This is a genomic window from Clostridium beijerinckii, from assembly GCF_018223745.1.
Classification (GTDB): Bacteria; Bacillota; Clostridia; order Clostridiales; family Clostridiaceae; genus Clostridium; species Clostridium beijerinckii.
The window spans coordinates 3,730,698-3,744,325 of the sequence record NZ_CP073653.1 but is presented as its reverse complement, the minus strand read 5'-3'; the positions used below and the strand labels follow the sequence as shown (position 1 = coordinate 3,744,325).

At 29.5% G+C, this 13,628-nt stretch carries 13 protein-coding genes; all 13 read left to right on the top strand.

What is annotated here, in order from left to right; genetic code table 11:
* Positions 1 to 120: 120 nt before the first annotated feature.
* Complete coding sequence (locus tag KEC93_RS16835; protein ID WP_077869423.1) at positions 121 to 1,101, top strand: substrate-binding domain-containing protein; 981 nt, start codon at positions 121 to 123, stop codon at positions 1,099 to 1,101.
* A gap of 491 nt (positions 1,102 to 1,592) precedes the next feature.
* On the top strand, positions 1,593 to 2,054 hold the full coding sequence (locus KEC93_RS16830; RefSeq protein WP_077869422.1) for a PIN domain-containing protein: 462 nt from the start codon (positions 1,593 to 1,595) through the stop codon (positions 2,052 to 2,054).
* Position 2,055: 1 nt separating this feature from the next.
* Positions 2,056 to 2,379, top strand: coding sequence for a thioredoxin family protein (locus KEC93_RS16825; protein WP_077869421.1), 324 nt, complete (start codon positions 2,056 to 2,058; stop codon positions 2,377 to 2,379).
* A 310-nt stretch (positions 2,380 to 2,689) separates the two neighbouring features.
* Positions 2,690 to 3,121 (top strand): HD domain-containing protein, encoded by a 432-nt coding sequence (locus KEC93_RS16820; RefSeq protein WP_039769777.1) that lies wholly within the window; start codon positions 2,690 to 2,692, stop codon positions 3,119 to 3,121.
* Positions 3,122 to 3,320: 199 nt separating this feature from the next.
* Positions 3,321 to 3,791: a GNAT family N-acetyltransferase gene (locus KEC93_RS16815; protein WP_039769779.1), complete on the top strand. Its 471-nt coding sequence runs from the start codon at positions 3,321 to 3,323 to the stop codon at positions 3,789 to 3,791.
* Positions 3,792 to 4,462: 671 nt separating this feature from the next.
* Positions 4,463 to 5,377, top strand: coding sequence for a group II intron reverse transcriptase/maturase (gene ltrA, locus KEC93_RS16810; RefSeq protein WP_012059836.1), 915 nt, complete (start codon positions 4,463 to 4,465; stop codon positions 5,375 to 5,377).
* Between the two features lie 180 nt (positions 5,378 to 5,557).
* On the top strand, positions 5,558 to 5,806 hold the full coding sequence (locus KEC93_RS26565) for a hypothetical protein (protein ID WP_238953652.1): 249 nt from the start codon (positions 5,558 to 5,560) through the stop codon (positions 5,804 to 5,806).
* Positions 5,807 to 6,234: 428 nt separating this feature from the next.
* Entirely contained in the window at positions 6,235 to 6,732 is a 498-nt protein-coding gene (locus KEC93_RS16805) for a DUF3850 domain-containing protein (protein WP_077869474.1), read from the top strand.
* Positions 6,733 to 7,396: 664 nt separating this feature from the next.
* Positions 7,397 to 8,287: a cation diffusion facilitator family transporter gene (locus tag KEC93_RS16800; protein ID WP_039769447.1), complete on the top strand. Its 891-nt coding sequence runs from the start codon at positions 7,397 to 7,399 to the stop codon at positions 8,285 to 8,287.
* A 597-nt stretch (positions 8,288 to 8,884) separates the two neighbouring features.
* Positions 8,885 to 10,432, top strand: a complete 1,548-nt coding sequence (locus KEC93_RS16795; RefSeq protein ID WP_012059458.1) for an acyl CoA:acetate/3-ketoacid CoA transferase — start codon at positions 8,885 to 8,887, stop codon at positions 10,430 to 10,432.
* Positions 10,433 to 10,462: 30 nt separating this feature from the next.
* Positions 10,463 to 11,098, top strand: a complete 636-nt coding sequence (locus KEC93_RS16790; RefSeq protein ID WP_023976985.1) for a class II aldolase/adducin family protein — start codon at positions 10,463 to 10,465, stop codon at positions 11,096 to 11,098.
* 479 nt (positions 11,099 to 11,577) lie between these two features.
* Entirely contained in the window at positions 11,578 to 12,984 is a 1,407-nt protein-coding gene (locus KEC93_RS16785) for an amino acid permease (protein WP_077869473.1), read from the top strand.
* A gap of 196 nt (positions 12,985 to 13,180) precedes the next feature.
* Positions 13,181 to 13,390, top strand: a complete 210-nt coding sequence (locus tag KEC93_RS16780; RefSeq protein ID WP_012059455.1) for an alpha/beta-type small acid-soluble spore protein — start codon at positions 13,181 to 13,183, stop codon at positions 13,388 to 13,390.
* The last annotated feature ends 238 nt before the right edge of the window (positions 13,391 to 13,628 follow it).

Sequence of the window (13,628 nt, the reverse complement as noted above, 5' to 3'; positions counted from 1 at the left end):
CACTTGCGAGAAATAAATTATCAAAAAGACTAATTTAGAAGGTTTCACAGTTGCATGCAATTTTGTTCTATTAGATTTTATAATTATTACATAATGAGTTTTAAGGGGGAAGTATATAGTATGAGAAAGAGAATATCTATATTATTAACTATAATTATGATGTTTGTTATGGTATCGGGATGCAGCTCAAAGAGTAGTTCTTCTACAAAGAAAAACGTAAAAATTCTATTATCAATTTCAGATGCATCAGATGAATTTCGTAGCATGCTAGCAAAAAGTGCAAAAGACTTTGCTGATAGTGAAAAAGTGGATTTAGATATTAAAGATGCGGCAGGTTCTATAGAAACTCAAGTGTCTCATATGAAAGAGGCAGTTTCTGGTGGATATGATGTTATACTATGCACTCCAGTGGATTCAACTACAGGGCTACAACTTAAAAAAGCGGCAGGAAATCTTCCAATAGTATTTATGAATAGTAGTCCAAGTGAAGAGTTACTAGAAAAAGATAAGTACATTTATGTAGCTTCAAATGAAAAAGTTGCAGGGCAGTATCAAGCTGAATATATTGCAGATTATTTTAAAAATAAAAATAATCTTAAAGTGGTTTTATTAAAAGGTGAGAAGAACCATGCGGCTACTAAAGGGCGTACGAAGGCAGTAAAAGAAACTTTCAAGGAAAAAGGAATAGATGCGGATTATGTTTTTGAGGATAATGCAGATTGGAGCAGGGCAAAAGCTAAGGAGATGTTTAATATATTCCTGTCTACAGGTAGAAAATTTGACTGCGTAATTGCTAATAATGATGAAATGGCACTTGGAGTAATGGATTCATTTAAAGAAAATAAAATCGATACTTCATTAATTCCGATTGTGGGAATTGATGCTACGTCAGATGGATGCAAGGCTATTGTAGATGGAGGTTTACAATTTACTGTTTATCAGTCTGCGAAAGACCAAAGCAAAAATGCTGTTCAGGCAGCTATTCAACTAGGATCAAATGGTGAGTTATCTAATATAGAAAATTTAGCACAGGATGGGAAACACATATGGGTTCCATTTGAAAAAGTAACAAAGGATAACGTGAAAAATTATATGAGTTAATTTTATACTAATAGTTTTTAATAAATTAATCATATAAGATTCAGAGAAATAAATAATAGTTGATTTTAAGATGTAGTTATTTGATAATTACGTCAATTGTATTATAAAAAAGTTATTTCAACTAATGGAGAAGACTTAAGTCTATAAAATATACTGATTGAAATTTAACAAATAAAGCCGTGCATGGAGTTAATATACACGACTTTATTTATTATTTGGGGCTATATCACTAATAGGTTTGCCACTTAAAAATTACTATTTTGCAAGTGGCACATGTAAGTAGGTGAGGAGAATACAATAAAAATAAAACAATAAAAATTATGTCTAAAGCTTTTCGTATGTATGAGAGAAAAACTTATATAATTAAAAGAATGAATTTTCGATAGATGAGAAAACTAAGATTATAATAATTAATAAAAAAATAATACGGAGTATAATAAATATATAAATAGATTAAGGATAATACTATAGCAATTGTGGGAGGGATAATTATGAACAAGTATTTATTGGATACTAATGTTGTAATAGGGCTCTGGAAACAGTATCCTTCGATTATTAATAAACTCATAGAAGATGAGAAAATAATAATTTTAAAAGAAGTGAGTGAAGAGCTTGTGGTCAAGGAAAGGAAAGAATACAAAGGTCAACAAGTACTATCAGAAAGATTCTGTAAATTGCTATTTTCAATTATAGAAATAAATAAGAGTAATCTCGAAGAATTTTCATCAAAATTAAATATAAAGTATTCTAAAAGTGGTAATATATATTTAAATAGTATAAATAAATTATCACAGAATGATTTGTTACTTTTATATGCGTGTCATTCAGATGATAGTCTTATATTAGTGACAGAAGATAAATATTTATATAATGCTGCAAATCAAATATTAGGTGAGGATAAAGTTGTGACATTAAATATGATGATAGAAGAGCAATATAGTGAGGTAAATTAAGTTGGACAATTTGAATAATGATACGGAACTATTAGATCTAATAAAAGACAAAAGAATGAGCGCGATATATTTTACAGGAGGAGCTTGCGGGGCGTGTGAAGTCATTAAAACTAAGATTGAAGATATTTTAAAAAGATTTCCTGAAATTAAGAGTGGAGAAGTAAATGCAGAAAAGCATTTAGATTTAGCAGCAAAATATAATGTATTTTCTGTACCAATATTTCTACTTTATATAGAAGGCAAGGAAAGTATAAGAGTAGGAAGAAATTTAGATTTACTAGAATTAGAAGCAAGTGTAAAGAGATATTATGAAATGATATTCTAATTTAAAGGCGAATACAACTTTGTATAGATTATTACAGTATAAAAAACTGCTTTGGATATTAATTTTATAGCAGTTTTTTTGCGGTAAATGCAGAATAAAATCTATTTCAGATATTGTTTCTGATGCTCTTGGAGGTTATGTCCTTAAAAGGTACAATGTCCATAAGATGCCTTTGGTGTTTATACCGAAGAAGTCGAATGTTATGTCCCCAAAAGGTACAGTATCCATAGAGTTGACTCGATTATAAGTTCACAAATTATATTTTAAATTTACTGAAAATATAATTTGACTAGTAAAAGGAGATGAAGATATGTTGGAAAAAGCTATATGTATAGCAGCAAAAGCTCATGAAGGTCAGGTGGATAAAGGTGGTAAACCATATATTCTTCATCCTCTAAGATTAATGATTTCAAAGAGAAGCCAAGAAGAAATGATATGTGCAGTGCTTCATGATGTAATAGAAGATACTGATATTACAATAGATTATTTAAAAAATGAAGGCTTTTCAGAAGAAATACTATCTGCACTGGATGCATTAACAAGACGGCATAATGAAACATACGATGAGTTTATAGAAAGAATAATTACTAATAGGTTAGCGTGCGAGATAAAGCTAGCCGATTTAAAAGACAATATGAATCTATCAAGAATTAAAAATCCTTCTCAAAAGGATCATGAAAGAATAGAAAAATATAATAAAGCAGCAGATAAAATACTTAATGCATTAGAATTTTATAGATAGGAGTAACATAGAGAGGATGAAGAACAGTTTTTCTTTTGATATGGAAAATATTATAGATAACATGAAAGTTTCAGGAGCATTTTTATTTTAATTGTTATATTAAATGGAACATTCTTAATTAATATTGATAAATAGGTAATTTTATTGTATCCTATTATATAAAAATTAAACTAGCAAGTTAGTAGTGGGGGAAAGCTTTATGATAATAAGAGAAATACAGGAAAAAGATAATGAACAAGTAGAATCATTAATAAGAACTTGTTTGATAGAATTTGGGGCTAATAAACCTGGCTGTGCTTGGTCTGATCCTAACTTAGGATGTTTTTACCAAGTCTATAGCGGTGAAAAATCTAAATACTGGGTAGTTGAAGAAAATGGGAAGATAGTAGCAGGATGTGGGATAGGGCCATTGTTAGGAACTGAAGATGTATGTGAATTACAAAAAATGTATTCTTTAAAAGAAGCAAGAGGCTCAGGTATCGCAAAGAAATTACTAGGTCTTTCTTTAGAATTTGCGAGAGTACATTATAAAAAATGTTATTTAGAAACTTTTGATAATATGGAGGCCGCTAAGAGATTTTACGAAAAGAATGAATTTCTTAGATTAGAAAAACCTTTAGTTGAAACTGAACATTATGCCTGTGATGTGTGGTACATAAAGGAATTATAAATTTTATTGAAGTTTAAGATATATAAATAGTATAAGATAATAAACTAATACAATATGCAATGTTTTAAATGTATATTTATTAGTTTATTTTTATGCCTATAGATATCCAACGTTAAAACTAGATTTATGTGATAACTTACCGGTACGCCAAGCAAGGGCGTAAAAGATAATGAGGGCTAACCTTCCTCATTATTACTATATAGCAGGTGGGAATCCTGCATGACAAAGGCCAGCAACCAGTCATTAGTTAGTCTTGGGCTTATTATGGCGATGTAATAAGTTAAGTGTAGACAAACAAGGTACCAGGCCGCAAGCGAATGCTGAAACTACTAGCCACGAAATTATCACAAAGTCAGAAAGGACGATAATATCGGTAAATTAGAAGTCAGAACATAGATAATCATTATTGCAAGAATATCTGTGCTTTCTCGTGGTTTTAAGGTGTAGCATGGTATACATTGATATAGTACGTCAACTTGGGAGGACTCATTATTCTCTGACTTCAGAGTATGGAAAACAATGATTAGAAATCAGAGGTATTCAAATGATAATGAGTAGTCGGATTACACCATAGTACTGAAGAAATGAGTAATGACCATGGAGGGAAGGGTGTAACATATTATAGACCTTGAAAAGAGAAACAGAAATTCTCACACAGAGGAGGAAAAAAAATGTACACAAAACTTGAGAGGATAGCAGAAATAGCTGGAAATAATCCTAAAGAGAAATTTACATCACTAATGCATTTAGTTAACAAGGAAATGCTAATTTTATGCCATTATGAACTGAGCGGAAATAAGGCTACAGGAGTGGATAAGGTAACAAAGGAAGAATATGAAACTAACTTAGAGAATAATATTGATAATCTACTAATTAGAATGAAGACTTTTAAATATAGACCGCAGCCTGTAAGGAGAGTATACATAGATAAGTCTGGTTCAAACAAGAAAAGACCTCTAGGTATACCGGCATATGAAGACAAAGTTGTACAATTAGCCATTAATAAAATATTAAAATCAATATATGAACAAGATTTCATTGATAGTTCTTTTGGGTTTAGACAAAATAGAAGTTGTCATGATGCTCTTAAAATCTTAAATGTATATTTATCTGAAAAGAATGTGAATTATGTTGTAGATGCTGATATTAAAGGATTCTTTGATAATGTTGACCACAAGTGGTTGATGAAATTTCTTGAACACAGGATTGCAGACAAGAACTTACTTAGATATATAGGTAGATTTTTGAAAACTGGAATAATGGAAAACGGAAAGTTTTATAAAGTATATGAAGGAACTCCACAAGGGGGAATAATATCTCCAACATTAGCAAACATTTATTTACATTATGTTTTAGATATATGGTTTAATAACTTTATCAAAAAGAAGTGTAAAGGACAGGCGTACATAGTACGCTATGCGGATGATTTTGTTTGCTGTTTTCAGTATGAAGACGAAGCGAAAGCTTTCTATGAAGCATTGAAAAACAGATTAGACAAATTTAACTTGCAGGTAGCTGAAGATAAAACTAAAATATTATATTTCGGTAAGAATGCCTACTATGATAGAAAATTCAAGAGAGCATGAAAGTTAGAATCATATAAAGATAGAACTTTTGATTTTCTAGGATTTACACACTTCTGCAGTTGCAGAAAGAATGGAAGTTTTAGAGTTAAGAGGAAGACTAGCTCAAAGAAATTTGGAGCTAGCATAAAGAGATTGAATGAATGGTTAAAGAATAATAGAACAGTGCCGCTCACATTATTAATGGAGAAACTGACACAGAGACTAATAGGATATTATAGGTATTACGGAATCACTGACAACAGTTTAAGTCTCGCAACTTTCAGATATTTAGTAAGAAAACTAACTTTTAAATGGCTAAACAAAAGAAGTCAGAAAAGAAGTTATAACTGGAGAAGTTTTGACACTATGTTTGAGTGCTTCAAAATACCTAAAGCTAAAATATATGTTAATATTTTCAACTTAAAAGAAGATATATCATATATACTGTGAATTATAATGTGGGGAGCCGTATGCGGGAAATCCGCACGTACGGTTCTGAGAGGGGTTAGGGAAGTGATTCCCTAGTCTACTTACCAAATCATAAATATTTTGATTCCGAAAAGCTATGAAAATATCTCTGAAGGTTCTAAGCAGCAGATTGTATCCACTTTAGCATGCTCCAACTTTCAGTTTGACAAGCTAAAATGGAACAACCTACAATTTAGTACTTTCAGCGAAATTTTCATAGTCCTGCGAAATAACAATGTTTCTACTTTCAGTGGATTATTTATATATTAATTGGAGATTACATAATTTAAAAGCTTTTATTAAGAATAGTAGAAGTATTTTTTGACACAATAGTTATATAGAGCAAATACTCAATTTATTTAAGTCTAAAATTTTAAAATATAATACACTATAGAAAGAAGATGATTTAAATGATACATGAGCTAAAAATAACGCCTAATAACTATAAAGTGATAAGAGATGGAAGTAAAACTTTTGAATTAGTAGAATACAATAGGGAGTTTAGTGTTAGAGACATTCTTGTATTTGAAGAATATGAAGACTCAATCGGATATACGGGAAGAAAAATTATTAAAGAAATTTCATATGTTTCTAATAAAGGCGAAGATGGATTAAGTGATGATCTTTGTATACTTGGATTAAAAAATACATTATGTGTAGAATTAAAAAATGTAGATTCTGATGAAATAACTTTAATGAATCAGTTGAGAAAAGTTGAAAAGGAAAATAATGAGTTTGAGACTGCAGTGGTGAAAAATCATGTCAATAGAGCAGTAGAAGAATTCTGGGATAAAGTACAATCTTCATTGGGGGCATTAGAGAAGATTGGAATAAAAGCTGATATTGTAATTCAGGATTATCCAAAGCACCTAGAAAAAATTAGAAGTGAATTACCACACAAAGTATAAAAGAGATAGCTAATTATATAAATATAATTCTATAGAATGCTTAACAAAATGCTTTTTTCAATTAATACCAATATACTATTTGCAATAGCTTTTTAAAGTAATCTTATATTTTTGTACAAGCTGGCATGAATGTGAATAATTAGATGTATTGGAAATAAAGATTTTCGATAATTGGTATATATATGTTAAAATTCACAATGCACATTTCACAATTGCGTTAAAATTCTTGTAATATTTTTTAGAATTATGATGAAGGATTATTTTTGCAATATATTAATTTAAAATGGAGGATTCGGAAGATGGGCTTCTGAGTCCTTTTTGTTGTCTGTATTTCTTTTTATATAATATTTGAGCTAATAGATCGTGGAATATATGAGATATCAATTAGAATTTATTTTCAACTGATAATAATAAGTACTTGATATATTTTTAGATATATTAACATATATAAAACAATAACATACTATAGAAGTATAAAATATATTACCAATTGATAATTAATGAGCAAACTATTATTAAAATAATTGATGAAGTAGGATGTAGAATAAACTTTTTTAGAAGTAACATAACGAAAAAATAATAATATATTAGTTATCTATAGTTGAATTCATCAACCAATTTATTATGGTTACTTAAATTTTATTAATTAAAAGTAGGTGTAATTTTGGAGAAAAACAATTTTAAAGAAATAAAAAGAGTGCTTTGGATTATTATGTTTGCAAATATAATAATAGCTTTTATAAAAATAGTAATTGGTACTTTGGCAAATAGTTCGAGTATAGTGGCGGATGGATTTCATTCAATAACAGATGGATCATCTAATATTATTGGACTTATTGGGGTAGGAATAGCAGCCAAGCCTATTGACGAAGAGCATCCTTATGGACATAAGAAATATGAAACACTTACAGGATTATTTATTGTTGGAATGTTAGTTTTTATAGGTGGAAAGATTATAATCGATGGGATTAATAAATTTATGCATCCAGTTAGACCAGAAATTACAACGATCAGTCTAATTGTAATGCTTGTTACACTATGCATTAATATATTTATTACAAAGTATGAATATAAGAGGGGACTAGAGTTAAAGAGTACAATTCTAATTTCTGATTCAATGCATACAAAAAGTGATGTATTTGTAACCATCGGTGTAATTATAGCTGTTAGCGCAATAAAATTGGGAGTATCGCCACTTATAGATAGTTTTGCTTCTGTTGTAGTTGCTATCTTTATATTTCATTCTGCCTATGAAATATTCAGAGCTGCTAGCGATATTTTAGTTGATAGTATTGCAGTAGAAGCTGGGACAATAAAAGAAATTACAATGTCCCAGAAAAGTGTAAAAGGTGTTCATAAAATAAGAAGTCGTGGAACTATTGAAGATATGCATATAGATATGCATGTTTTAGCAGATTCAAGAATGAGTCTTGAAGAGTCGCATAAATTAACTCATGAAATTCAAGATGCGTTAAGAAAGGAATTTAATAATAATGCCGATGTAATTGTTCATTTAGAGCCATATAGAGAAAATATGAATAATAGAGCAACTTAATATATAACATATATTGCTGATTATAAGTCAGAATATAACAAAAGAGAAAACAATATAAGTTTTATATTTTATAATATAGTAGTAACTCCTTTGATTTTAAGACAATCAGAGGAGTTATTGCTGTATTAAAGAGGGAAAATTTAAATGTTAAATGGTTTTATTGGAGAACATATATTGCAAGAATTTTAGACGTAATTATGCATTTTGAATTGCAACATATATGTTAAAGCGATATGTGAAATATAATGTTGTTATTTGGTAATCAATAATAAATCGAAAAATAGTTAAAAAAATATCAATATATATTAACCAATATGTGATTGCTTTCATAAAATGTAAGTATAATCAGATAATAAATATTTTGATTTAATTTTATATTTTAAATTTTTTTGAAAAATGTGGGAGAAATATAGAAATGTTAGCGATATCAATACATTAACAATAAAAAATAGATTTTTGAATAATAATGGATTAAAAAATAATTCTGAATTGTCAGAAAATTAGATTGACAAAAAATAGACAAGCTATTAAAATAAAGGTAAGAGGAATTGATAAAAAAATAACAAAGGCTATTATATTTTTCAGGAGATGATATTTATGGTAAAAATAATTAATTCTAAAGAAGCAGCAGATTTGGTAAAAGACAATAATGTTTTAGCAACATCAGGTTTCGCATTACTAGGAGTTCCAGAATCATTAATCAAAAGATTGGAAGAAAGATTTTTAGAAGAAAATAGCCCCAAAAATCTAACATTAATGTTTGCAGCAGCATCAGGTGATAGAGGAAGTAAAGGATTAAATCACTTAGCACATGAAGGGCTAACAGGTAGAGTTATAGGAGGACATTTTGGCTTAGCACCTAAGATAGGCGCATTAATTAGAGATAATAAAACATATGCATATAATTTACCGCAAGGAGTTATGTGTCATATGTTTAGAGATAAAGCAAGTAATAGGACTGGCACTATAACTAAAGTTGGACTAAACACTTTTGTAGATCCTAGAGTAGAGGGAGGAAAAGCAAATTCAATAACTAAGGATGATATAGTACAAGTAATAGATATATTAGGTGAAGAAAATTTAATATATAAATGTCCAAAGATAGATATTGCTTTTATTAGAGGAACATATGCAGATGAAAAAGGAAATATTACAATGGACCATGAAGCTACTTATTCTGAGGCTGCATGTATAGCTCAAGCAGTTAAAAATTGCGGAGGAACTGTAGTAGTTCAGGTTGAGAAGATTGTTAAATTTGGAACATTGGATCCAAGAGCTGTGAAGATACCTAGAATATATGTTGACTATATAGTTGAAGCAGAAGATAAAGAAGATCAAGCTCAAATATTAGGATACAATTATGACCCTTCATTAACTGGAGAGGCAAATATGGTGGTCGATGGATTAGCACCTTTAAAATTAGATGAAAGAAAAATTATCGGAAGAAGAGCTGCAATGGAATTAGTAAAAGGACAAGTTGTGAATATCGGGATTGGAATGCCAGAAGCAATTTCAAATGTTGCTAATGAAGAAGGAATATGTGATTACTTTACGTTAACTGTAGAACCAGGAGCTATAGGGGGAATTCCTCAAGGCGGTAATAAATTTGGAGCATCAATAAACCCAGAATGTATGTATGATCAACCAACACAATTTGATTTCTACGATGGAGGCGGATTGGATATAGCATTCTTAGGTCTTGCAGAAGTAGACAAGCAGGGAAATATAAATGTAAGTAAATTTGGACCAAAGGTGCCAGGCTGTGGTGGATTTATTAACATTACTCAAAGCTCGAAGAAAGTAGTCTTCTGTGGAACTTTTACAGCTAAAGGATTAGACATAAAAATAGAAGATGGGAAATTAAAAATTATAAATGATGGATCAAATAAAAAATTTGTAGACTCTGTTCAGCAGATTACTTTTAGTGGAAATCGTGCAACGAAGTTAAAGCAACCTGTTATGTATATAACAGAAAGAGCTGTATTTGAGTTAAAAGAAGATGGATTACATTTAACTGAAATTGCACCTGGAGTAAATCTTGAAAAAGATATATTAGCTGCAATGGATTTTGCACCAATAGTAGATAAAGATCTTAAATTAATGGATGCTAGAATATTTGAAGATAAAGTAATGGGATTAAATTAAGTGAGTGTTATGGTGAAGGAGAGTGTAAGTATGTTAGAAAACTTAAAAATCAAACTTATAAAAATTGCTAAAGACGCAGAAAAATATAACTTATGCATAGAAAAAATAGGAAGTTTTAGTATTAAAGACGAAAGTTCTGGTTATGTAATTATAACACCATCAAAAATTAAAATAGAGGATTTATGTAAAGAACATGTTTGTGTTGTAGATTTAAATGGAAATAAAGTTGAAACAATGGATGGAATTGAGCCAAATAGTGATATGCAAATGCATCTTGATATATATAAGGCTCGAAAAGATATAAAAGCTTTTATGCATATTCACCCAGTTTATGCGACTACTTTTGCGGTAGCTAATAAAGTAATTCCTCCAGTAACTTATGATGCGGCAAACTACGGAGGTTATATATATTTAGCTAATTATGAAAAAGCAAAAACTAATGATCCAGCAAAAGACTTAGTAGAAAGATTGAGCACAAGTGATGCTTGTTTATTAGAAAGTAACGGAGTAATTGTTGTTAGTAAAGATATAGAAGATGTATTATCTAAAGGAAGATATGTTGAAAAAGTAGCCGAAGTTTATTATAGAGCGTTAACTTTAAATCAATTTAAAGAACCTAAAAGATTTACAAGAGAAGAATTGATGGCTTATCTTATAGCTCAATAAAATTTTACAATAATCTTATTATAAAGTGCCGAGCTTATGCCTCTTATCGTTTTAAAGTAATGATAAGAGATATAAGTTCGGCATTTTTTAATAAATTTCTTCATTTATTACTAATATTATTCTTATATTTGTTTAAAATAATGATGGATATTATAGGTTTAAATTTATTTAGAAACATAGATTAAAAATAATGCAGTAATTTTTTGTTGGGTTTTCGTCGTTAACCTATGATTTTCTTCCTTATATTAGGACTTTGCATAATATTATGTTAAAAAGTATTGGTTTTTTAAGAGAAAAATTAAAAAATATATAAATTATTAATGTGTTAATGTCTTGCCTAATATTATAAAAATATGATAATATATTAATTGATTTGTTGTACTTTTAAAATTTCTAGATAAATATTTAATATGTTATATAGAGGTATATAGTTATTAAGAGATTTTTGACGAATGGATTAAGTAAATAGGAGGACCTATATGAATATTTTTAAGAAAAAATCGTTAGATAAAATGCTAGAAGGCGCGCAAAAGTCAGCTTTAAAGAAAAATCTTAAAGCAAAAGACATAGCTGCCTTTGGTATTGGAGCAGTAGTAGGGGTAGGTATTTTTGTTGCCACAGGGACAGGAGCACATTTAGCTGGACCAGCTGTAATTATTTCATTTATTTTAGCAGGTATAGTAGCTGGCCTTTGTGCATTGTGTTATTGTGAACTTTCAACTATGTTTCCAGTTGCGGGAAGTACATATTCTTATTCATACATAGTATTTGGTGAAATAGTAGCTATGATAATTGGATGGTGCCTTACTGCAGAATATTTAGTTGCATGTAGTGCGGTTGCATCAGGTTGGTCAGGAACCTTTATTGGAATATTAAAATCAGTGGGTGTAACACTTCCACAAGCTTTGATAACGTCACCAAGTAAAGGTGGAATAGTGGATTTACCAGCTGTATTAATAATTGCAATAATAACTTACATATTATATTACGGTATGAAGGAAAGCGCTAGAGTTAACAATTTAATTGTAGGAATAAAGATAACTATAATTATTGTATTTATAGTTCTTGGAGTATCACATATAAATCCATCTAACTATCAACCTTTTGTACCATTTGGATTTAAGGGGATTTTTGCAGCAACAGCTACTATATTCTTCTCGTTTATAGGATTTGATGCAATATCTACAGCGGCAGAAGAAGCTGAAAATCCTAAAAAAGACATTCCACTTGGACTTATAATTTGTTTAATAGCAGTTACTTTGCTTTATGTTTCAGTTGCAGTTGTGCTTACTGGAATGGTACCTTATAATGAAATAATTTCAGAAAATGCAGTACCAGGAGCTTTAGCTAGAGTTGGTATAAATTGGGGAGCAGCGTTAGTTGGAACTGGGGCTATACTTGGAATGGTTTCTACTATGATGGTTGTACTTTATGGCCAAGTTAGAGTATTCATGGTTATGTCAAGAGATGGACTTTTACCAAAATTATTTTCAAAAGTGCATCCAACACATAAAACTCCACACATTTCAACTATAATAACTGGAAGTATAGCAGCAGTAATAGCAGGATTCTTACCATTAGATATTATAGTAGAATTTTTAAGTACAGGAACATTATTAAGTTTCATTTCTGTATCTGTTGCCGTTATAGTACTTAGAAAAACTATGCCAGATTTCAAAAGAATGTTTAAAACTCCAGGAGTACCATTTACTCCATTAATATCAATAATATGCTGTATAATTTTATTATGCGGATTAAAATTAATAACTTGGATTGGATTTTTAGTATGGCTTGCTATAGGTTTAATAGTGTATTTTGTTTACGGAAGAAAGCATAGTGCACTTCAAAATGAAAGCAATCAAGAAAATTCAGACAAGGCTGTATAATTTATAATACATAAAAAAGTAGTAATCATAGATTGCTACTTTTTTTATGAATTTTAGTACAAGATATTGAAAGTTTTTTCTAATTATAATTTATGATGCTACTTTTGTTAATATTTTTATAGGTTATAATTCATCATAATGGTTAATATATTACTGCCAAGCAAAATTTATATTAATTTAAGGGAGGTAGATATATATGTCTTCAAACAATAGTGGAAGAAACAGAACATTAATACCAGAAGCAAAACAAGGGTTAAACAGATTAAAAACTGAGGTTGCTTCAGAAATTGGATTACAAGACTATGAAAATCAAGATAAAGGAAACCTTTCTTCAAGACAAAACGGAAGCGTTGGTGGATACATGGTTAAACACATGATCGAAAGTTACGAACAAGGTTTAAAGTAATTAAGAACTAAGAACGTAGAAAAAGTTTTCTTTAAAAAACTGTAAATCTCAATTTGCGGTTAAGTAAGGCTGGTAGAGCATTTAATATTAAATTATTTGTTCTACCAGCTTTTTTATTCTTTTGTGAGATTTTTTTACGTGTACTTAAAAAGAATGAGGTTAAAAAATCGTCAGCTTCACAGTTGTCTATCATTTTTTTGGATAAAAATAATAACAAAATTATTGACATTTAATAGCA

Excerpts from the sequence above, each read along its gene's own strand:
- KEC93_RS16820 (WP_039769777.1), top strand. The coding sequence starts at position 2,690 with ATGTTGGAAAAAGCTATATGTATAGCAGCAAAAGCTCATGAAGGTCAG.
- KEC93_RS26565 (WP_238953652.1), top strand. The coding sequence starts at position 5,558 with ATGGAGAAACTGACACAGAGACTAATAGGATATTATAGGTATTACGGA.
- KEC93_RS16805 (WP_077869474.1), top strand. The coding sequence starts at position 6,235 with ATGATACATGAGCTAAAAATAACGCCTAATAACTATAAAGTGATAAGA.
- KEC93_RS16785 (WP_077869473.1), top strand. The coding sequence starts at position 11,578 with ATGAATATTTTTAAGAAAAAATCGTTAGATAAAATGCTAGAAGGCGCG.
- KEC93_RS16835 (WP_077869423.1), top strand. The coding sequence starts at position 121 with ATGAGAAAGAGAATATCTATATTATTAACTATAATTATGATGTTTGTT.
- KEC93_RS16790 (WP_023976985.1), top strand. The coding sequence starts at position 10,463 with ATGTTAGAAAACTTAAAAATCAAACTTATAAAAATTGCTAAAGACGCA.
- KEC93_RS16780 (WP_012059455.1), top strand. The coding sequence starts at position 13,181 with ATGTCTTCAAACAATAGTGGAAGAAACAGAACATTAATACCAGAAGCA.
- KEC93_RS16795 (WP_012059458.1), top strand. The coding sequence starts at position 8,885 with ATGGTAAAAATAATTAATTCTAAAGAAGCAGCAGATTTGGTAAAAGAC.
- KEC93_RS16830 (WP_077869422.1), top strand. The coding sequence starts at position 1,593 with ATGAACAAGTATTTATTGGATACTAATGTTGTAATAGGGCTCTGGAAA.
- ltrA (WP_012059836.1), top strand. The coding sequence starts at position 4,463 with ATGTACACAAAACTTGAGAGGATAGCAGAAATAGCTGGAAATAATCCT.
- KEC93_RS16815 (WP_039769779.1), top strand. The coding sequence starts at position 3,321 with ATGATAATAAGAGAAATACAGGAAAAAGATAATGAACAAGTAGAATCA.